Annotated in this window: 17 protein-coding genes and 1 pseudogene; 6 read left to right on the forward strand and 12 right to left on the reverse strand. The window is 63.6% G+C overall.

The features are described 5' to 3' along the window. Positions 1 to 139 precede the first annotated feature (139 nt). Positions 140 to 1,072, forward strand: coding sequence for a YghX family hydrolase (gene yghX, locus H2O77_RS11700; RefSeq protein WP_215823147.1), 933 nt, complete (start codon positions 140 to 142; stop codon positions 1,070 to 1,072). Positions 1,073 to 1,215: 143 nt separating this feature from the next. Here the strand turns inward: yghX and H2O77_RS11705 are convergent, their stop codons facing one another. Beyond that, positions 1,216 to 2,301: an endonuclease/exonuclease/phosphatase family protein gene (locus H2O77_RS11705; protein ID WP_215823148.1), complete on the reverse strand. Its 1,086-nt coding sequence runs from the start codon at positions 2,299 to 2,301 to the stop codon at positions 1,216 to 1,218. A gap of 406 nt (positions 2,302 to 2,707) precedes the next feature. Here H2O77_RS11705 and thiM point away from each other — a divergent pair, with 406 nt between their 5' ends. Together thiM and thiE are read left to right on the forward strand one after the other, a co-directional pair. Then, on the forward strand, positions 2,708 to 3,547 hold the full coding sequence (gene thiM / locus H2O77_RS11710; RefSeq protein ID WP_215823149.1) for a hydroxyethylthiazole kinase: 840 nt from the start codon (positions 2,708 to 2,710) through the stop codon (positions 3,545 to 3,547). After that, positions 3,537 to 4,160, forward strand: coding sequence for a thiamine phosphate synthase (thiE, locus tag H2O77_RS11715; protein ID WP_215823150.1), 624 nt, complete (start codon positions 3,537 to 3,539; stop codon positions 4,158 to 4,160). Before thiM ends, thiE begins: the two co-directional genes overlap by 11 nt. A 120-nt stretch (positions 4,161 to 4,280) precedes the next feature. On the opposite strand, the gene eat is transcribed toward thiE, so the two are convergent. The 5 genes and pseudogenes from eat to H2O77_RS11735 all read right to left on the reverse strand — a co-directional run bounded on the left by eat (position 4,281) and on the right by H2O77_RS11735 (position 9,139). After that, positions 4,281 to 5,699: an ethanolamine permease gene (gene eat / locus H2O77_RS11720; protein ID WP_215823151.1), complete on the reverse strand. Its 1,419-nt coding sequence runs from the start codon at positions 5,697 to 5,699 to the stop codon at positions 4,281 to 4,283. Between the two features lie 73 nt (positions 5,700 to 5,772). Beyond that, the gene (locus H2O77_RS18110) at positions 5,773 to 6,285 is read right to left on the reverse strand and encodes an ethanolamine ammonia-lyase light chain EutC (protein WP_346428204.1); all 513 of its coding nucleotides are present in this window, start codon (positions 6,283 to 6,285) and stop codon (positions 5,773 to 5,775) included. Positions 6,286 to 6,304: 19 nt separating this feature from the next. Then, a pseudogene (locus H2O77_RS18115) lies at positions 6,305 to 6,625 on the reverse strand (ethanolamine ammonia-lyase light chain EutC); the annotation flags it as partial. Next, complete coding sequence (locus H2O77_RS11730; RefSeq protein ID WP_215823152.1) at positions 6,622 to 8,028, reverse strand: ethanolamine ammonia-lyase subunit EutB; 1,407 nt, start codon at positions 8,026 to 8,028, stop codon at positions 6,622 to 6,624. The pseudogene H2O77_RS18115 and the gene H2O77_RS11730, both read right to left, overlap by 4 nt. Positions 8,029 to 8,206: 178 nt before the next feature. Continuing rightward, entirely contained in the window at positions 8,207 to 9,139 is a 933-nt protein-coding gene (locus H2O77_RS11735) for a MurR/RpiR family transcriptional regulator (protein WP_107336380.1), read from the reverse strand. A 166-nt stretch (positions 9,140 to 9,305) separates the two neighbouring features. Between H2O77_RS11735 and H2O77_RS11740 the strand changes: the two genes are divergently transcribed. The 3 genes from H2O77_RS11740 (at position 9,306) to H2O77_RS11750 (ending at position 12,772) form a co-directional block, all read left to right on the forward strand. Beyond that, complete coding sequence (locus H2O77_RS11740) at positions 9,306 to 10,634, forward strand: aspartate aminotransferase family protein (protein WP_215823153.1); 1,329 nt, start codon at positions 9,306 to 9,308, stop codon at positions 10,632 to 10,634. Positions 10,635 to 10,699: 65 nt separating this feature from the next. Beyond that, positions 10,700 to 11,272, forward strand: coding sequence for a carboxymuconolactone decarboxylase family protein (locus H2O77_RS11745; protein ID WP_215823154.1), 573 nt, complete (start codon positions 10,700 to 10,702; stop codon positions 11,270 to 11,272). A 243-nt stretch (positions 11,273 to 11,515) separates the two neighbouring features. Beyond that, positions 11,516 to 12,772 carry an FAD-dependent oxidoreductase gene (locus tag H2O77_RS11750; protein ID WP_215823155.1) on the forward strand — a complete coding sequence of 419 codons (1,257 nt, stop codon included), beginning with the start codon at positions 11,516 to 11,518 and terminating at the stop codon, positions 12,770 to 12,772. 14 nt (positions 12,773 to 12,786) lie between these two features. Here the strand turns inward: H2O77_RS11750 and H2O77_RS11755 are convergent, their stop codons facing one another. The 6 genes from H2O77_RS11755 to H2O77_RS11780 form a co-directional block, all read right to left on the reverse strand. After that, positions 12,787 to 13,893, reverse strand: coding sequence for a glycosyltransferase family 4 protein (locus H2O77_RS11755; RefSeq protein WP_215823156.1), 1,107 nt, complete (start codon positions 13,891 to 13,893; stop codon positions 12,787 to 12,789). Positions 13,894 to 14,585: 692 nt separating this feature from the next. Further along, positions 14,586 to 15,065, reverse strand: a complete 480-nt coding sequence (locus H2O77_RS11760; RefSeq protein ID WP_215823157.1) for a hypothetical protein — start codon at positions 15,063 to 15,065, stop codon at positions 14,586 to 14,588. A gap of 17 nt (positions 15,066 to 15,082) precedes the next feature. Beyond that, the gene (locus H2O77_RS11765) at positions 15,083 to 16,249 is read right to left on the reverse strand and encodes a glycosyltransferase family 4 protein (RefSeq protein WP_215823158.1); all 1,167 of its coding nucleotides are present in this window, start codon (positions 16,247 to 16,249) and stop codon (positions 15,083 to 15,085) included. A gap of 206 nt (positions 16,250 to 16,455) precedes the next feature. Beyond that, complete coding sequence (locus H2O77_RS11770; protein WP_052384903.1) at positions 16,456 to 17,574, reverse strand: hypothetical protein; 1,119 nt, start codon at positions 17,572 to 17,574, stop codon at positions 16,456 to 16,458. An 8-nt stretch (positions 17,575 to 17,582) separates the two neighbouring features. Further along, complete coding sequence (locus H2O77_RS11775) at positions 17,583 to 18,380, reverse strand: glycosyltransferase family 4 protein (RefSeq protein WP_215823159.1); 798 nt, start codon at positions 18,378 to 18,380, stop codon at positions 17,583 to 17,585. Positions 18,381 to 18,494: 114 nt separating this feature from the next. Next, the gene (locus tag H2O77_RS11780) at positions 18,495 to 19,484 is read right to left on the reverse strand and encodes a phosphoribosyltransferase family protein (protein WP_215823160.1); all 990 of its coding nucleotides are present in this window, start codon (positions 19,482 to 19,484) and stop codon (positions 18,495 to 18,497) included. Between the last annotated feature and the right edge of the window lie 26 nt (positions 19,485 to 19,510).

The following is a 19,510-nucleotide window of genomic DNA, read 5'->3' on the forward strand; positions in this document are numbered from 1 at the left end:
TTCCTACACCAGTGGTTCCCACACCCGCCCTGCTCACGCACGCTTCGGCAAATACCTGACTCAGAAAATGTCAGGCCCGGAAAATGACAGACTCGGTGAACAGGCCGGCAAAAACTTGGTAGCGTCATGGCGGGTTGCTATGTTCAAGACTCGCTCGCCCCTTCTCTTGCTCAGGAGTCTGACATGGCCCGCCTCACTGCAAAGTGATTTTGCTCCCGAGTTGCTGGAGCTGTACGACGGATATGTGCATGGCAACATCACTCGCCGCCAGTTTCTGGATCGCGCGGCGGCCTTTGCCGTTGCGGGCATGACGGCCACCTCGATTCTGGCAAGCTTGAGCCCCGACTACGCGCTGGCCTCCCAGGTCGAGTTCACCGACCCCGATATCGTCGCCGAATACATCACCTACCCGTCCCCCGAGGGCCACGGCGAGGTGCGCGCCTATCTGGTGAAGCCCGCCAAGGCCAGCGGCCCGCTGCCGGGCGTGGTGGTGGTGCATGAGAATCGTGGCCTCAACCCCTATATCGAGGACGTGGCGCGCCGCGTGGCCAAGGCCGGCTATATCGCGCTGGCCCCGGATGGGCTGAGCTCGGTGGGCGGCTATCCGGGCAATGACCCCAGGGGCAAGGAGCTGCAGGCACAGGTAGACCCTGAAAAGCTGATGAACGACTTCTTCGCCGCCATCGATTACCTGATGAGCGAGGACCGCACCACCGGCAAGATCGGCATCACCGGCTTCTGCTATGGCGGGGGCGTCTCCAATGCCGCCGCCGTGGCCTATCCGGAGCTTCCCTGTGCCGTGCCCTTCTATGGCCGCCAGCCGCGCGCCGAGGAAGTCGCCGCCATCAAGGCCCCGCTGTTGCTGCACTATGCGGAGCACGATGAGCGCGTCAATGCCGGCTGGCCCGCCTATGAAGCCGCGCTGAAGGAGCACGACAAGGTCTATGAGGCCTACATCTACCCGGACACCCACCACGGCTTCCACAACGACTCCACCCCGCGCTATGACGAACAGGCCGCCAAGCTCGCCTGGGACAGAACCCTTGCCTGGTTCGAGAAGTATCTGAGCTGACCTCAGACGGCACCAGGAAGACGGCCTGCCCGCCTCAAGGCAACGAAGCCAGCTATCACGCTATCCCCGTGATGGCTGGCTTCGTCATTTTCGAGTGAGACCGATACCGGTCTCTTCAGGCTCAGACCCGCTCTAAACACAGCTCAGCTGCACAGCATGCCACTGGCGACGATCTCGCTGAGCGTGCCCTTGCCGATGCCGCTGATACGGGTCAGTTGACCACTGGAACTCCATGGACGCTGACGGATGATATCGGCCGCGCGTGCCGGCCCGATATTGGGCAGGCGATCCAGCTGATCAGCGTTGGCGGTATTGAGGTCGATACAGGTCTGACTCGCCGAACTGGAGGCGTTGGATACACGACTGGCCACCTCTGTGCCCGCCGCCTGCGGCTGGCCGCCGTCCAGCGGCAGCAACGCCAGTGTCTCGCCGGTCACCGACAGATAGATCGGGGCGTGATCGGAGACATCGGCACGCGCCGCCTCATGACTGATGCCCAGATAGTCCGGGAAGCGGAACACATCGCCGCTGGCGCTGGGCCATTCGCTCGGCACATACCAGATGTTGTCGTAGAGCGAGGCATAGCGGCCATCGGTCTTGGAGAGCGTCGTCGCCCCCTCGGTGATCAGCGGGCGCAGGCCGAGGGTCCGCAGGTCTCCCCAGGCAGGCTCATCCGGCGCCATGTTGAAGTCGCCCATGATGATCGCCGGGGTGCCGGGCGAGATTTCCTTCATCAGGTCGTAGATATCCGCCAGCGCACGGATTTCCGGCGCGCGATCCGCCTTGCTGTCGCCATAGACGATATGCACGTTGGCGGCGCTGAAGGCCCGCCCGCTGTCCTTGTCGACGAAGGTGGCCAGCAGCGGCTCACGCGAGAACACATCCTCGGGATCGAGATAGACGGTAGCCCCGCCCTGATAGGCGATCGTCTTGTCGCGATACAGATAGGCGTAACGTTCGGTATAGGTGCTGCGCCCTACCGCATGGCTGACCAGGCTGTCCCACTCATCGCCGGTCAGCGCCTCAAGCTGCTGCTCGAGCTCGCTGACGACCTCCTCCTTCATCACCTCCTGCAGGCCGATCAGGTCCATATGGCTTGCCACCGCCGCGACCTGCTCGAGATGCTTGCCGTTGTTCCAGCCGGCATGCTTGAGATTCCAGCTGGCGATCACCGCATCCGCCTGACTGCTGGCCGCAGCGCCCAACAGCACGGGCACTGTCAGCGCCATCACCACGCTTCTGGCGATGCGCTCAAGCCGAGAACCGCCAGACGGCTGCCGGCCGCGCGCGGGCTTGCTGTTGTTGCTCGTACTGCTGCCGCCATTACTGTGGCTAGCGATATCCAGGTGACTGCTGCTCGAATTGCTGACGCTACTGCGCTGACCTGTCCGTATCACTGCGTGACCCTTGACTGATGACTCGTACACAAAAGACCGTAAGAGACTGTATCTTATGGACTTGTCGTCAAGGTTTATAGAACCACGATATTATTTATTATCCTTTGCGCGACTCTTGATAGATGACAGAGAGCTAGCGCGTCACGCCACCGTCAGCGCCGGACCTTGCCACTTGACCTTTCAGCGCCAGCTTTTACTCTCGAGCGCTGATGCTTCCTTTCTCCAGTCACGAGATCCCATGACCCCATCGTCATCCCTTTCTCCCGGCAGCCTGCTGAATCAGCTGCGCCAGACCACGCCGCTGGTGCACAACATCACCAATCACGTCGCGATGACGCCGGCCGCCAATACCCTGCTGGCCATCGGTGCCTCGCCACTGATGGCGCATGCGCAGCAGGAAATCCAGGAGATCTCCGCCATCAGTGCGGCGCTGTCGATCAATATCGGCACCCTGTCACCCAGCTGGATCGAGGCCATGCAGCTGGCCGCGATGTGCGCCCACCGCGATGGCAAACCCTGGGTGCTGGACCCCGTCGGCATCGGCGCCTCCAGCCTGCGCCAGTATGCGTGCCGCGCTCTGCTGGAATATCGCCCCAGCGTGATTCGTGCCAATGCCTCCGAAGTGCTGGCACTGGCCGGTGAGATGAATCAGGGTCGCGGCGTGGACAGCGGCGATGACGGTGAGGATGCGCTGGAGCGCGCCAATCGGGCCGCCGTCGCGCTGGCACGCGCGCAGAACTGCGTGGTGGCGATGACCGGCCGTGTCGATGTCGTCACCGATGGCCAGCGGCAAATCACGGTTCAGGGTGGTCATGCGCTGATGGGCCACGTCACTGCCATGGGCTGCGCGCTGAGCAGTGTGGTCGCCGCCTTCCTCGCCGCCTCCCTCGCCGGGCATGACGACACTCTGCACGCCACCGCCGCCGCGCTGGCCTGCTACGCCGAGGCAGGTGAGATGGCGGGCCAGTCGGCGCAAGGCCCGGGCAGCTTCGTGCCACGCTTCATGGATGCCCTGTATACTCTCGACGCCGATTCCACCCCGCTAGCCTCTCGTCTGGAGCTGACCGATGTCACTTGATCTATCCCTTTACCTGGTCACCGACCCCGCTCTGTGCGCAGAGCGCGGCCTGGAAGCCACCGTGATGGCCGCCGTGCGCGGCGGCGTCAGTGTCGTGCAGCTGCGCGACAAGCATGCCAGCGACGAGGAGATGATCGCCCAGGCCATCCGCCTCAAGGCGCTGCTGGACGAGTACGAGGTGCCGCTGATCATCAATGACCGCATCGAGGTCGCGCTGGCCAGTGGCGCCGATGGCCTGCACATCGGTCAGAGCGATGGCGACCCCGTCGAGGCGCGCCGCCGTCTCGGCGAGGACGCCTTGATCGGCCTGTCGGTCCAGACGCTTGAGCAGCTCAAGGCCGTCGATGTCGAGCGCATCGACTACCTCGGCCTCGGCCCGGTGCATGCCACCCCGACCAAGCCGGATCATGCCGCGCCGCTGGGCATCGAGGGGCTCACGCAGCTCGTGCGCTCAAGCCCGCTGCCGACGGTCGCCATCGGCGGCATCTCGCTGGCCAATGCCGTCGAAGTCATGACCAGTGGCACCGACGGCCTCGCCGTCGTCTCGGCGCTGTGCAGTGCCGAAGACCCCGCCGCGGCCGCCCAGCAATTCCTGGCGCAGTATCCTTTCTGATCAAAGATGAGCTGAACTGAATTGCTCGGATCGGATCCAAGCCCGTCAGTCACGACAACGCCCGCCATGGTCAGCCATGGCGGGCGTTGTCGTCTTTGCTATTTGAGCTGCTTGAGCGGATCAGCTGGTCGCCAGGTCACTCTCGGCATTCGCCACCAGCGCGAACTCCTCCTCGGCGGTCTTCGCCACCAGCCGATGACGGCTGAAGATGGCGTAGTAGGCGATGCCCACCACGAACAGCACCAGGGTGTAATTGAAGGCACGCGGATCGAAGGCATAGACCCCGGTCAGCGCGATCAGCGAGAGCACCAGCGCGATGGCGGACGTCACGATGCCGCCCGGCGTGCGATAGGGGCGTGCCAGCGCCGGCTGACGCAGGCGCAGCAGGATATGGCTGGCCGCCATCAGCGCGTAGGAGACTGTCGCCCCCACCACCGCCATGCCCAGAATCAGATCGCCCTCGCCGGTCAGCGAGACCAGGAACCCGAAGATGCCCGGCACCACCAGCGCCCAGGTCGGCGCCTTGCGCTTGCTGGTCAGCGACAGCGTCTTGGGCAGATACCCGGCCCGCGACAGCGCGAAGACCAGACGGCTGTAGCCATAGATGATCGAGAAGAACGATGCCACCAGCCCCGCCAGGGCCAGCACATTGACCAGTGTCGCCAGCCCATCGCTACCGGTGGCCTTGAGGGCATCCACCAGCGGCACGGCGCTGCTGCCGATCGCCTCGGCACCCGCAGCGCCGGCCAGCAGGAAGACGACCAGCACGGCGGTGAACATCAGAAACAGCATGGCGCCGATGATGCCGCGCGGGACATCACGGGCCGGGTTGCGTGATTCCTCCGCCGCCAGCGGCACCCCTTCCACGGCCAGAAACAGCCACATGCCGAAGGGCAGCGCCGCCCAGATGCCATACCAGCCATTGGGCATGAAGTCGCTGGCCCCCCAGGCATCGGTCGGAGCGATATCGAACAGGCGACTACTGTCGAAGTCACCGATCAGCGCGACGGCGGTGGCGATGATCGCGAACACGGCCAGGCCGCTGATCACCATCATCACCTTGAGTGCCTCGCCGACTCCCGCCAGGTGAATGCCGATGAACACCAGATAGAAGATGGCGTAGATGATCGGGCCATTGATGCCCAGCAACGATTCCACCGCGCTGCCGATGAAGATGACGATGGCCGCGGGGGCCAGCGCATATTCGATCAGCACGGCAAGGCCGGTGAGGTAGCCGCCTGCCGGCCCCATCGCCTGGCGGGCGAAGCTGTAACCGCCGCCGGCAGCCGGAATGGCCGCTGACATTTCCGCCAGCGACAGCACGAGTGCCAGATACATGATGCCCATCAAGAGCGCGGCGATCGCGAAGCCGCCCCAGCCCGCCTCGCCGATGCCGAAATTCCAGCCGGCGAAATCGCCGGAAATCACGTAGGAGACCCCGAGGCCCGCCAGCAGGACCCAGCCTGCCGTCCCTTTCTTCAATTGGCGCCTGGCCAGATAGTCCTGCTCATTCGTGTCGTGATTCGTGTCGCGAGTCATGGTGCCGCCTTGTTTCCGTCAAGCATTTGTCATTGTTGGATCGGGAGATTCCCGCTGCTGCGCTGCCGTCCCATCAGGACAGCAGAAAGTTCTGGATACCGGAGCTACCTTCCAGCGCCGTCTCGCCGCTTCTGTCCTTGAGGCCCACGCCGGTGAGGCCGAGCTTGCGTGCCTCACGCAGCAGGTAATGCAGACGCTGGGCGGCCATGGCGAAGTCGAGCCCTGCCGGGCGCACGTTGGAGATGCAGTTGCGGCTGGCATCGCTCAGGCCGACGCGCGGCTGCCAGGTCAGATAGAGCCCGAGGCTGTCCGGAGAGCTGAGGCCGGGACGCTCGCCGACCATCACCAGCACTGCACGGGCATTGAGCAGCTCACCGACTTCATCGCCGATCGCGACCCGCCCCTGCTCCACCACGCTGATCGGTGCCAATGACCAGGCATCCGGCCCGTCTTCTGCCAGCGCCTCCAGCAATGCGGCGATGAAGGGCGCGGCATTGTTCTGCACCGCCAGAGACGAGAGCCCATCGACGACCACGATCGGCAGGCTGGGCGTCAAGGGCGGACAGCTGCTGACGCGAATCCTCATCGAGACGCCGCCCGTAATCGGGGCGCTGCAGATAGGTGGTGCGATCCACGGCGCGACTGTGCAGTCGCTGGATCTGCGGAGCATTCTCGAGCGCTGTGAGCTGATTGAGGTCCTCGATCAGTCGAGGAATCTCCAGCGGCAGGTGGACGGCGTCCTGGGCGCGGGCGTGCGCCAGCTGAAATTCCAGCGAACGATTGGTCGGCAGGCTGATGCCGGCACGGCCAAGGCCGATGCGCGCATCCGTGAACTGGCCAAGCCGCTGCCAGGGGTTGGGCGTGACGATGGCACCGGGTTCGAGGCTGCGCGAGACCGCGTCAGCAGAGGGCTTGTCAGGGTTCATGCGTCACCTCCTGTCACCTGACGCAGTGAATTGGCGAAGCGGTCGGGCATCTCGCTCGGCAGTGCCTGGGTGGCGACATCGGTGAAGATCTGCATCTCCTCGAGCCAGGCGGCGAATTCGGGCGCCGGGCCCAGACCCAGCACCCGCCGTGCATAGAGAGCATCGTGGAAGGAGGTGGTCTGATAATTGAGCATGATGTCATCCGAGCCGGGGATGCCCATGATGAAGTTGCAGCCCGCCACCCCGAGCAGCGTCAGCAGGGTATCCATGTCGTTCTGATCGGCATCGGCATGATTGGTGTAGCAGATGTCGCAGCCCATCGGCAGGCCCAGAAGCTTGCCGCAGAAGTGGTCCTCGAGGCCGGCACGGATGATCTCCTTGCCATTGAACAGATACTCGGGGCCGATGAAGCCGACCACGGTATTCACCAATAGCGGCGAGTACTTGCGCGCCACCGCATAGGCGCGCGCCTCGCAGGTCTGCTGGTCCAGGCCGTGATGGGCATCGGCGGACAGCGCACTGCCCTGGCCAGTCTCGAAATACATCACGTTGTCGCCCACCGTGCCGCGCTTGAGCGACAGCGCAGCCTGCTGCGCCTCCGCCAGCACGGAAAGCTCGACACCGAAGCTCTCGTTGGTGGCCTGGGTGCCGCCGATGGACTGGAAGACAAGATCCACCGGGGCACCCTGCTCGATGCACTCGAGGGTATTGGTGACGTGGGTCAGCACGCAGGACTGGGTGGGGATCGCGTACTTCTGGATCACCTCATCCATCAGACGCATCAGCTTGATACTCTGCGCCACGTTGTCGGTGGCCGGGTTGATGCCGATCACGGCGTCGCCGTTGCCGTAGAGCAGGCCATCGAGAATGCTGGCCGCGATGCCGGTGACGTCATCGGTGGGATGGTTGGGCTGCAGGCGGGTCGAGAGATGGCCACTCTTGCCGATGGTATTGCGAAAGGCGGTGACCACCTCGCACTTCTTCGCGACCAGAATCAGGTCCTGATTGCGCATCAGCTTGCTGACCGCGGCGGCCATTTCGGGGGTGATGCCGGCGCGCACCTGCGCCAGCAGCGCGGGGGTCGCGAGGTCACTCAGCAGCCAGTTGCGGAAGTCGCCGACGGTGAGATGGGCGATCGGCAGGAACGCCACCGGATCATGCTCATCGATGATCAGGCGGGTGATGTCGTCCTGTTCGTAGGGAATCAGCACGTCTTCGAGGAAGGTCTTGAGGGGCAACTCCGCCAGACACAGCTGAGCGACGACTCGCTCCTCGGCGGTTTCCGCGATCACGCCAGCAAGACGATCTCCGGAGCGGGCGGGCGTCGCCTTGGCCATCAGCTCGGCCAGATTGGCAAAACGATGGACCTGACTGCCCAGGGTGTAACGGTACTCGCGGCTCATGGGAAATTCCTTGCCCTGACGGATGTCATTTCATATCAGTCGTTTTGCAGGAATCACGCCAATCTCCCTCCATGCCTCTTTGGTCCTGCATGCGCCTTGAAGCCGCATTGCGCAGGTCTGCGCCCGCACCACCGTGGTGCATGACCGCGTTCACGCTCGGTGCAGTGCATCGCGTACATCAGCCGCGTGCGCCCCCCAGCTCCGTGATGATCGCCTCGCGCTGCTTGAGCGAAGCCACCCCGGCATCGCCCAGCTTGCTGGCCACCTCGCTGAGCAGTCCTTCGGCGAGAAACATGAAGGCGCTCATGCTGTTGCTGTAGAAGAGGCTGTGATTGGGCACATGGAAGCTGTAGCGCGCCAGCGGCTCCAGCGGAGAGCTGGCCGAATCGGTCAGCGCGATCACCTCGACACCACGCTTGACCGCCACCTCGGCGCAGGCCACCACGCTTGGGGTATAGGGGAAGCAACTGGCCACCACCAGCACGTCACCGGCCGAGAGCTGGGCCAGTGCATCGGCCACGCCCTGACGACTGGCATCCAGCGGCGCCACGTCAGGGCGCAGCATGCCCAGCCCATAGGCCATGAACAGCGCCAGGGAATTGAACTGACGCATGCCGTGCAGGCGCACGCGCGGCGCCTCGGCCAGCAAGGTGGTCGCGGCCTCGAAGGCCGCGGCGTCCACCCTCTCCAGCATGCTGAGGATGTTGGCGCTCTCCTGACGCCCCAGCCGCGCTAGCTGGGCCATGGCGCTGCTATCGGCGTCTCGCGCCAGCAGCTGCGAGGCCTGCTGGCTGTAGAAATGCTCGCCATCCGTCACCGCCTGGCGAAAGACATCCTGAAACCTGCTGAAGCCCTCGTAGCCCAGCCGCTGGGCCAGACGCGAGAAGGTCGAGGCGTTGACGCCGGTCAGCTCCGCCAGCTGGCTGATGGAAGACACCGCCGTGCGTTGCGGGGACTCGATCAACACCGCCAGCACGCGCCGGGAACTCGCGCCGAGACGAATCTCCACCTCACGACGATCGATCGCCGCCAGCAACTGCTTCAACCCCTCCAGGGTCTCCGGCGGCGAGTCAGGGGATGCGGGCCCGGGGGCTCGGGAGGATGGGGGCATGGAATACCTCCTTGGCAAGGGACAGGACAGATGGCGGCAACGGTAGCATCTCTGGCCGGTCGAGTCCGAAGGCACAAGCGACCATATGCAATTATTTATTGCACAAACCATAAATGCATTCCATATTTGCATTCAGTGTTCACCCCCCTGCCGCCACGGAGCCCGCATGAGCCACGTACTGCATCGCAACCTGAATCAGGAGTATCCCACCGCCGTGAAGGGCGATGGCCCCTACATCGTCGATCGCGAGGGACGCCGTTATCTGGATGCCAGCGGTGGCGCAGCCGTGTCATGCCTGGGGCACAGCGACGAGGCCGTGGCGCAGGCCATCAAGGATCAGGTCAGCCAACTGGCCTACGCGCACACCTCGTTTTTCACCAGCGACCCGATGGAGCAGCTGGCCGACTTTCTCATCGAACGCGCCCCTGCTGGACTCGACGCCGTCTACTTCGTCTCCGGCGGCTCGGAAGCGGTCGAGGCGGCACTCAAGCTGGCCCGTCAGTATTTCGTCGAGATCGGCCAGCCCCAGCGCAAGCATCTGATCGCGCGGCGCCAGAGCTATCACGGCAATACGCTGGGCGCGCTGGCCACCGGCGGCAATGCCTGGCGGCGTCAGCAATTCGAGCCGCTGCTGATCAACGTCAGCCACGTCAGCCCCTGCTACGCCTATCGGGACCAGCAGCCTGACGAGACGCCCGAGGCGATGGGCATTCGTCTTGCCGCGGAACTTGAGGCGGAAATCCTGCGTCTGGGCGCCGAGAACGTGATGGCCTTCGTGGCCGAGCCGGTGGTCGGTGCCACCCTGGGCGCCGTCACCGCGGTACCAGGCTACTTCAGACGCATCCGCGAGGTCTGTGATCGCTACGGCGTGCTGCTGATTCTTGACGAGGTGATGTGCGGCATGGGGCGCACCGGCAGTCTGTTCGCCGCCGAGCAGGAAGGTGTCACGGCGGACCTGATCACCATCGCCAAGGGCCTGGGAGCCGGCTACCAGCCGATCGGCGCAACCCTGGTCAGCCAGCGCATCCGTGATGCCATCGCCAATGGCTCCGGCTTCTTCCAGCACGGCCACACCTATATCGGCCACGCCACCGCCTGTGCCGCAGCGCTGGCAGTCCAGCAGACCATCGAAGCCCGCGACCTGCTCACTCGCGTCAATGTCCTCGGCGAGGGGCTCAAGGCGCGCCTGAACGAGCGCTTCGCGCATCACGCCCATGTCGGCGACATCCGCGGTCGCGGCCTCTTCCAGGGGCTGGAGCTGGTGGCGGATCGCGATTCCCAAAAGCCCTTCGACGCCTCCCTCAAGCTGCATGCGCGACTCAAGAAGGCCGCCATGGCCGAAGGCCTGATGTGCTATCCGATGGGCGGCACCCTCGATGGTCGCCAGGGCGATCACATCCTGCTGGCACCGCCGTTCATTCTGCAGGAGTCGCATCTGGACGAGATCACCGCCAAGCTGGGGCGTGCCATCGACACCACGCTGGCCAGCCTGTGACGGCTCAGCTGAAGGCGCATTGCCTACCTAACGATCTTTGAATGGATTTGAATGGAGTGACTTTCATGGCGATCACATCGCGCCTGACCGAACTGGATGACGCCAGCATGAGCGCGGCTCAGCGCGAGGTGCTGGCCGAGATTCTCAGCGGCCCGCGCGGCAATCTGGACGGCCCCTTCCTGGCCTGGATCCACAGCCCCGAGCTTGCCAATCATGCCCAGCGCCTCGGCGCCTTCTGCCGCTACGCCACCGGCCTTGAGCTGCGCCTCAGCGAGCTGGCGATTCTCACCACGGCGGTGTGGTGGAAATCCCAGGCTGAATGGCAGATTCACGCGCCGATTGCCGAGCAGGCCGGCCTCGCGCCCGAGATCATCACGGCGCTGCGCGAGGAGCGTGAACCCGCGTTTGAACAAGACGATGAGCGGTTGGTCTATCGCATCACCCGCGCCCTCTACGCCGAGCGGCGCGTCGATGATGCCCTGTACGGCGAGGCCGTCGCGATGTTCGGCGAAACCGTGGTGGTGGAGCTGGTCGGGGTGCTGGGTTATTACGCCCTGGTGGCGATGACGCTGAATGTCTTTGCCGTCCGGCGTGGTGATGACATCCCGCTGCCCTTCGAGGAGCCGAGCCGATCTTGAAACGCGTGTCTTGAAGGGCCTGGATTGCGCCACGCCCGGAACGCTTGAGTACGGCACGCCCGGTGACAGCGCGCTTGCCGAGCTGTCGCGCGCGAGGCATGCTCGAAAGGCCCTCTGCTGCGCCCCGGCCACCCCCGGGGCGTGCGTCATTGCGGCGCGAATACCTCGATGACGACGCTTCGATATCGACGCCAGGATGACAACACCTCGATAACAACAAGATGACCACAAGGTGAGCGATCAATGAGTGATAGCGAACACACGGAAGTGGCGGTGATAGGTGCGGGCGCCGTGGGTGTCGCCTGCGCCCTGTGGCTGCGGCGCAGCGGCCACGAGGTGACGATGATCGAACGTGAAGGCATCGCCAGCGGCACCTCCTTCGGCAATGCCAGTACCCTGGCGGATTACGGCTGCCTGCCCATCGCCCGTCCGGAAATCTGGCGCAGCATGCCGTCGCTGCTGCTGTCACCTGACTCGCCTTTCGTCATCGACTGGAAATGCCTGCCCAGGCTCTCGCCCTGGTTGATGCGCTTCATGGGCCAGTGCAACGCCACTCGCTTTCGCGCCAACAGCGAGATACTGGCCCAGCTGCTCAGCCATACCTACACGGACTACCAGCCGCTGCTGGACGATGCCCCCGCCGCCGCCGCGATGATTCAGCGCAAGGGCTGTCTGTATGCCTACGGCAAGGCCGAGAACCTGCAGGCCGCACAGGGCGATATCCGACTGCGCGACCAGCTCGGCATCCACCAGCAGGTGCTGACGGCGGACGAGCTGATCGCGCTGGAACCGGCCATGGAGGGCCACACCGCGGGTGGCGTGCTGTTCCCCTCCTCCTGTCACCTCGATGACCCGCAGGTGTTCATCGACACCCTGGCCACCCCGCTACGCGAAGAGGGCCGGATCGTCAGCGCCGAGGTCACCCGCCTGAGTCGACAGGCCTCCGGCATGCTGCTGGAGTACGCCGATGGCCGGCGACTCAAGGCAGACAGAGTGGTGCTGGCAGCCGGGGCCTGGTCGGCACAGCTGGCGCGCCAGATCGGAGACCGGATTCCGCTGGATACCGAGCGTGGCTATCACATCGAATTCGATCTCGAGCAATCACCGCTCAACCGCCCGACCTGCCCGGTGGAAAGCGCCTTCTACATGACGCCACTGCACAGTGCCGAGGGTGCTCGCCTGCGCGTGGCCGGCACCGTGGAGCTGAGCTCGCTTGCGGGGCCGGCCAACCCGGCCCGTTTCGACTATCTGGAAAGCCGGGTGCGCAAGGTGCTGGGCATTGACGCCCCGGTGGCCCGGCGCTGGCTGGGCTTTCGTCCCACCCTGCCCGATTCCGTGCCGGTGATCGGCCCGTCACCCAATGAGCCACGCGTGATCCATGCCTTTGGCCATCAGCATATCGGGGTGACACTGGCAGGCGTGACTGGGCGCCTGGTCAGCGAATGTTTAGCCAAAGGCTCACCAGAGTGGATCACGCCCTGCTCGCCGGCCCGATTTTGACACTCTGGGAGGATTCACGAGGCATCCGCGATGCGGGCTCGACCGGAGGTCAGGCGCTCCAGTAGCTGCTGCCACTCGCCGCACAGGGTGTCCGCATCGAAGCGCGCGGCATTGTCGCGTGCCAGCAGGGACATCTCGCTGCGGCGGGCTTCATCCGTGATCAGATCACGGATCTCGCGCGCCAGAGCCTCATCGTCCTCGACATCCACCAGCACGCCGCTGCCGCCGGCCAGGATTTCGGCAGGCCCTGTCTCACAGTCTGTCGAGACCACCGGCAAGCCGAAGGATTGCGCTTCCAGCAGGGTCATCGGCAGCCCCTCCCAGCGTGAGCTCATCACGTACAGCGCCGCGCGTTGATACTCCTTTTCCACCTGTGAGGTGCGGCCCACGAAGACGACGCTGTCACTCAGGCCCAGTGTCCAGGCCTGGGCCTTGAGGTCATTTTCGTCCTCGCCCCAGCCGACGATGCGCAGCCGCCAGTCAGGGTGGACCGACACGACCTTGTGCCAGGCGTTCAGCAGCACATCGAAGCCCTTCTGCTCCGTCAGGCGCCCGACGGCAAGCACGGTACGCGACGCTGCGTCCTCTTCACTGGGCTTGGGAAAGTGCGGCACCGGATTCCAGATCGCGCCGACCTTGTCGCGGATGCGATAGCGCGCTCGCCAGGCCTCGGCATCCCGCTCGGTGAGCACCACGATGGCGTCGGCCAGGCGCACGGCGGTCGAGCGCCCCACCGAACGCAGGCGTGAACCATGATCGGTGGCGAGATTGAAATGCTCCCAGCAGATGATCCGAGCGCGCTGGAACGGGGCCCACGGCGCACAGAAGGCGAACAGGATCGAATCCACCAGCACCACCACATCGGCCTGTTGATGACGGACCTTGGTCAGCAGCGCCGAACTGATGCCCAGCGAACGTCTTGCCCCGCCTCTGGCTTCCTTCAGATTCAGGCAACAGGTCGTGATGCTGTCCTCCAGGGAAAACGAGCTGGTCGCTGGCCCGAATAGACTCGCGATCATCACCTCATGACCCGAGCGCGCCAGTCCGCTGGCGATTTCGCATGTGACACGTTCCGTGCCTCCGTCGCTGGAAAGATTACCGACGACAAACAGAATCTTCATTGGCTCATGCGCTCCACAGGGAAATGCTCGCCGCGAGGCAGCCGACCGCAGGCGCGATATCGCCTTGCTTGATCGAAATGCTCAACTGCGGCGCAGAAAAAACCCGCCACCGACGAGGGTCGATGGCGGGAGATAGGGGGTATGACATGAAGCGGTGCGATCTAGTGCAGAACGCTAATGCAGAATGCTAGCGCAGGAACGGTTGCGCAAAACGGCTGACAGCAAGACGAGCGGCGGTCACCACGTCTTGACCGCTTCATGAAGAACAATGCCTCAGGCATTTTTTGGAAAGACGGTACGTCAGAAAGACAGCACGTTAGAAAGATAAAGCGCCAGCAGGACAGCGCGTCTGCAGGACATCGCGTCAGCAAGACAACACGGCAAGAGGGGCGTGCGCGGTAAGCGGGCACGGGGAGCTAGTACGGAAAGCGGGTTCGAAAAGTGAGTTCGAAAAGCGAGAGTGGCAAGCGGCCTGAGCGCTGAACGAACGCTGCCAGGCATCATGCGAGATGCCAGCTCAACGCGTCTTGCCCACCCCCGCCTTCTGAGAAGCACGCTTGTCCTGAATCATGGTGAGCGTACAACGCGCGCCGTGGCATGGGTGATGAAGAGGTAAATCCAATGCCGGCGCGCCAAGCTCAGTTCAATAGCTCAATAGCTCGATAGCTCAATGCTGGCACCTGAAGACAGGATCAGCGGCCAGCCATCGGGTGCGACGACTCAGCGTCCTGCTGGCTCGTCCGGCTGGCAGTGATGGCTTCAGTCGAGACGCGATGGATGATGCCGCAGTCTTCACAGTGATAGAGCGGCGCCTTGCCGGCCAGTCGCTGCCACCAATGGCGTTTTACGCGATGTACGCTGGCGCCCCCGCATTGGGCGCAGAAACGATATCCACTCATGACGACATTCTGCTCTCTGTTGATGGTGTTCACGGGCATCCTTCCCTTTGATAACGATCGATCGCGTTCCAGCGAGACGGCCTGTTCAGCGACACGCGGTGTGCCATTGCCAGAAGAAGCACTGTCCCGACCGATTGAGCTCTCCAGGCAGGCGCCTGTCACTCTCACTCGCGGGGCCATTATGCGCGTTAAATCCAGCAGCAGTTCCTGATATTTGCCCAACTGTCGAGAACGATTTTCTTCATCTTCCTGACGAAAATCCAACGGTGTCAATATGTTAGCGCCCCGCCTCAGGCGGTAGCGAGTACTGACTTACGCAACTCGATATCCAGTGTGTGCTGCAGACAGCCCAGATAGGCACGCACCACGATCTGCTGATCAAATTCACGTTCGATACGCACGCGTGCCGCCTGCCCCGCCTCCATCAATGCCGCATGCGGCATGTCCAGACAGCCCTGCATCTGCTGCTCAAGAGACTCGACATTGGCCGCTTCGCACAGCCATCCAGTGACGCCAGGCTTGACTGAGCTGCGACAGCCCGGCACATCACTGACGATCGCCGGACGCCCCATCGAGGCCGCCTCCAGTACCGTGCGCGGCATGCCTTCCCGGTACGACGGCAGCACCAGCACATTGGCCTCGGCCAGGAAGGGGCGCACATCCCGCTGTTCGCCCAGGTAATGCAATATGCCGCGCTCGCGCCAGGCAGCGATTTCCTCATCGCTGATCGCGGTGCGATTGCTGATTCCCGACGGGCCGATCAACCAGAAGCGTGCCTGCGGATAACGCTCATGCAGACGCTCGGCCGCCGTCACGTATTCCCGCACCCCCTTGTCGCCGATCAGGCGTGCGACCATCACGAAGGTCAGCGGTGGCGTCTGCGGTTGCGGCGCAAAGGCGAAGCGTTGCGGGTCGATACCGGCGCCGGGCAGCACGACAGACGGCGTGGACTTCTGCAGCCCGAGGCGCATGAACAGACGTTGGTCATCGCGGTTCTCGAAGAACACGCAACGCGCGCCACGGTTGGCGAAGCCATACAGCGCCCGTACCCGACGAAACAGCCAGCTGTCGTGTATGAAGGCGGTGCCCAACCCCGAGACGTTGTTGGTATAGGGGATCTTGAGCAGCCGACAGGCCAGCCCCGAATAGACATTGGCCTTGATGGTGAAGTTGAGAACATAGCGTGGCTTGAGTTTCAGCAATGTCCCCAGCAGCGCCAACAGGCTCTTGCCCTCACCGATCAGCGAGGTGCCCTTGCCTTCCATGCCCAGCGCACGATGCTCGACCCTGAGCTCGTCCACCAGGTACGCGCTATGCGCATCGGTGGGCGCAAGGCACACCACGCGATAGCCCGAATCACGCAGCCCTTCGATGACGCCGCGATGGAAGTTGTAGAGAAAGAACGACGAGTTGGAGACCAGCACCACCGTGGAGGGCTGTGCATCACGTGTTGGCATGGGGCATTCCTTGCGTGTCATGCGAAGAAGAACATGCGCGAGCATGAGCCCGCGCGACCGGAAGCATCCGGGAGAGAAACCTTGAATAAGGAGAGCCATCGACAAGAGAAACGATCGAGAAGCGACACCAGCGCGAAAGGAAAGACGTCGTGGCTCGGGCCGGCAACTCGGTCCAGCAATTCGGTCCAGAAACCCAGTCCAGCAACTCAGTCCAGCAACGCAGGCCGGCGTTGCTGCTGCCACAGCCGCACCAGCCCTGTGTCATGCGCCATGCACACCACATAGATGACCAGGAACGGGAAGCGATAGCGCACCGCGGTGCCGTAGTTGAAGACGACGAGTCCATAGATGGTGAAGGCGCCAATCAGATACAGCAGCCAGAAGAGCGTCTTCTCGCGCTGGACCTGCCAGCATTTGAGGGTCAGCCAGACGAGGAAGGCGACCACCAGCAGGTTCTCTCCCGACTGGATCAACTGCAGCGCATTGGCGGCTTCCCAGGGCAATGGCTTGATCAGGAAATAGAGCGCGCCCTGGATTCCCGTCACCACGAAGTCCCCGAAGCCCTGAATCACCTCCACATCCTCGATCTTGCCGCCATCCTCCAGATACATGGCCGCGCGGAAGAAGTTGATCTGGTCCACCGCCAGCGGATAGATGACCAGCACACTGGCGGCCAGCCCGACCAGCAACCAGCAGAATCGCTTGGTCGACAGGCCCTGACGGCTGACGTCGTAGAGGAGATAGATGCCGAGGAAGATCAGCATGATCAGAGCGTTCTGGAACTTGATGATCCATAACGGCAACAGGAAGATCAGTGCCCACATCGGCCGGCGTTCGATGGCCAGCAGGAAGCTGCCGAGCATGAAGCCAGTGACCAGGGTATCGCGCAGGCTCAGTGAGCTGTAGAGCACCAGGCTCGGGTAGCACAGCACGAACAGCAGTACCGCGTGGGAGATGATGCCGCGGCGAATCAGCACCATCAGCGCGCCGATATAGAGGAACTTGTTGAAGAAGCCCAGGCTGGTGATGGTTTCCGCCAGCGGCAACGGCAACAGCGCCAGAAACCCCGACGAGACCGAGACGGTCAGGGAGTGGTCCATCGCTCCCCAGTCCATGCTGCGCATGGCCAATACCTGCTCCCAGTAGCGGAACTGGTCCGGCATGTACTCGGCATCGAACAGCACATTGTTCAACAGGTACGGCACCGCACTGCTCAGACTCAGGATGATCGCGACATTGCGCGTCACCCAACCACGCAGAAAGCCCACCATCACCAGTACCAGACAGACGAGCAGGTTGGGCAGGTCGAGCAGAATGTGTTCCATGGAAAGACTTATTCTCGTGCGCCGCTGTTGGCCAGTTCGGCCTGCAGACTGGCGGATGACATGAGGGGCGCGGACGCGTCGGTATCAGCGCTGGTGGCCTGCCGACTCACCACGCCAGAGGTATCAAGCGTTGACGAGGACTGCGCGAGGCCAGCCGCAGCTCCCCCACTGCTGACCTGCCAGCGTTGGGACGAGAAGGGTGACGCGCCCTCGACCTCGGCTGCCGACAGCATCAGCGACAGGCACTGCATCAATTGATGCTCGCTCAGCGCGCCCGTCTCCTCATCAGGGGCCAACGGCAACGTCACGACGCGCGCTGCCTCGATTCCGCCCTCGTGGCGTGCCTGGCAGCCGGCTTCATCGCTTTCGACCAGCACCAGTGCCGCATGCGGATACTTGAGCGCCATCCGGCGCCTCAGGCCCCGCGCCTTGCTGCCCGCCGCCACCAGTTCACTGGCCGGTGTCACGGCATGATGCGCAATCACCGGCACGCGCCAACGATCCAGACGGCGCGCCTTGAGCGCATTGAGGTTGGCTTCCAGACCACTGGACAACAGGACACACGGACGATGACGCGCCAGATAGCGCGTCAGGGCCAGCACGCCCGTCAACTCAGTGTGCACGCCCAGCTCTACCAGCCGCACCCCATGTGCCAGACCTTCGATCAACTCCTCATGGGCCTGGGGCACGATGAGGTCCACCTCGTGACCCAGGCGCGTCAGCCCCGCCGCCAACGCCAGCATCTGGCGAGTCTCGAGGGTCATCTGCCGTGCCACGACCAAAAGCGCCATCCGATGCGTCTTCATTGCCACTCCTTCGCCAGTGTTAGCCTTGAGCCAGGCTTGATCGAGTCAATTCACGATGATCGCCATGCCATCTGCGCATGGCGGTCATCGTCAGCCCCACTTCCTTCGGTGCGTTCAGGCCAGGCGCTGATAGACACTGCGCGCCTGGCGGGCCAGCGGCGCCGGCAACCAGGTCACGACCCGGCGCGCCATGCGCTTGAACGTGCACACCAGCACCTGGCCCTTCTTCTGCGCTGACATCGAGGCCCACTCGGGGGTGATCATCTGGTGGGCGTCCACGCAATAGACAGGCCTGCCGGTCATGCGCGTGATGTTGGTGGCCTGCCCCACCTCGCTTTCGATGAACAGGCGACAGCCGGAGTCACGGTAGTAATCCGCCTTGTGACTCGAATGGCGATTCTGGCGCAGACGCTCTTCCTTGCTGGGCAGGTCAAGCATGATCAGGTGGTCATACTCGACACCGTGACGGGCCAGCCAGGCGGTCGTCTCGGGACGATATTTTTCCAGCCGGTTGGTGACCAGCGAGTGCACCCGGTAGGTCGGGATATGCAGAGGTGCCGCGTTGGTCAGGAAGTCGCGATAGCGCGGGCCGTCATCGTTCTGCTCAGGCGTCGGGTCAAGGCACAGCACGCCATCGATATCCAGGCAGCTATCGGCCAGCGCCGGGTGATGAAACAGATTCCACTGGAAGGCACGCGGGTGCTCCAGCTCGACCAGATACATGTCCACCCCCACCACCGGTGCCGGGTTGGCATAGATGACGCAGGTGGTGATGTCACAGGGGCATTCTTGCGGAATGCGCGCCAGGGAGGCCTTGAGCGAGGCCCCACTGTTGAAACTGTCGTCGACCAGCAGCACACGCTGGTTTTCCCAGGCGCTCTGCGCCGCCCCCCGGACCTTGCGTGTCATTCCCTTGCCGGGCGAGCCGTTGGCGATGAAGGTATCGAGATCCGTGCAGGCCCGATTGAGCATGGCGCTGATCATGTAGGCCGGCACCATTCCACTGCGCGGGATCCCGACGATCAGATCGAAATTCCCGGCCTGCAGGCGCGACAACTGTCTGGCGATATCCGAACTCAGGTCGGCGTAACTGCGATAATTCATGTTGCGGTCCCCTTGCGACTCACGAC

The organism is Cobetia sp. 4B (assembly GCF_018831605.1).
Lineage (GTDB): Bacteria > Pseudomonadota > Gammaproteobacteria > Pseudomonadales > Halomonadaceae > Cobetia > Cobetia amphilecti.

What these genes read in the sequence shown, in the direction of transcription:
- thiM (WP_215823149.1), top strand. Translation starts at nt 2,708, where the DNA reads ATGACCCCATCGTCATCCCTTTCTCCCGGCAGCCTGCTGAATCAGCTG.
- H2O77_RS11770 (WP_052384903.1), bottom strand. Translation starts at nt 17,574, where the DNA reads ATGGAACACATTCTGCTCGACCTGCCCAACCTGCTCGTCTGTCTGGTA.
- H2O77_RS11755 (WP_215823156.1), bottom strand. Translation starts at nt 13,893, where the DNA reads ATGAAGATTCTGTTTGTCGTCGGTAATCTTTCCAGCGACGGAGGCACG.
- H2O77_RS18110 (WP_346428204.1), bottom strand. Translation starts at nt 6,285, where the DNA reads ATGAGGATTCGCGTCAGCAGCTGTCCGCCCTTGACGCCCAGCCTGCCG.
- H2O77_RS11735 (WP_107336380.1), bottom strand. Translation starts at nt 9,139, where the DNA reads ATGCCCCCATCCTCCCGAGCCCCCGGGCCCGCATCCCCTGACTCGCCG.
- eat (WP_215823151.1), bottom strand. Translation starts at nt 5,699, where the DNA reads ATGACTCGCGACACGAATCACGACACGAATGAGCAGGACTATCTGGCC.
- H2O77_RS11775 (WP_215823159.1), bottom strand. Translation starts at nt 18,380, where the DNA reads ATGAAGACGCATCGGATGGCGCTTTTGGTCGTGGCACGGCAGATGACC.
- thiE (WP_215823150.1), top strand. Translation starts at nt 3,537, where the DNA reads ATGTCACTTGATCTATCCCTTTACCTGGTCACCGACCCCGCTCTGTGC.
- H2O77_RS11740 (WP_215823153.1), top strand. Translation starts at nt 9,306, where the DNA reads ATGAGCCACGTACTGCATCGCAACCTGAATCAGGAGTATCCCACCGCC.
- H2O77_RS11705 (WP_215823148.1), bottom strand. Translation starts at nt 2,301, where the DNA reads ATGGCGCTGACAGTGCCCGTGCTGTTGGGCGCTGCGGCCAGCAGTCAG.
- H2O77_RS11765 (WP_215823158.1), bottom strand. Translation starts at nt 16,249, where the DNA reads ATGCCAACACGTGATGCACAGCCCTCCACGGTGGTGCTGGTCTCCAAC.
- H2O77_RS11750 (WP_215823155.1), top strand. Translation starts at nt 11,516, where the DNA reads ATGAGTGATAGCGAACACACGGAAGTGGCGGTGATAGGTGCGGGCGCC.
- H2O77_RS11780 (WP_215823160.1), bottom strand. Translation starts at nt 19,484, where the DNA reads ATGAATTATCGCAGTTACGCCGACCTGAGTTCGGATATCGCCAGACAG.
- yghX (WP_215823147.1), top strand. Translation starts at nt 140, where the DNA reads ATGTTCAAGACTCGCTCGCCCCTTCTCTTGCTCAGGAGTCTGACATGG.
- H2O77_RS11745 (WP_215823154.1), top strand. Translation starts at nt 10,700, where the DNA reads ATGGCGATCACATCGCGCCTGACCGAACTGGATGACGCCAGCATGAGC.
- H2O77_RS11730 (WP_215823152.1), bottom strand. Translation starts at nt 8,028, where the DNA reads ATGAGCCGCGAGTACCGTTACACCCTGGGCAGTCAGGTCCATCGTTTT.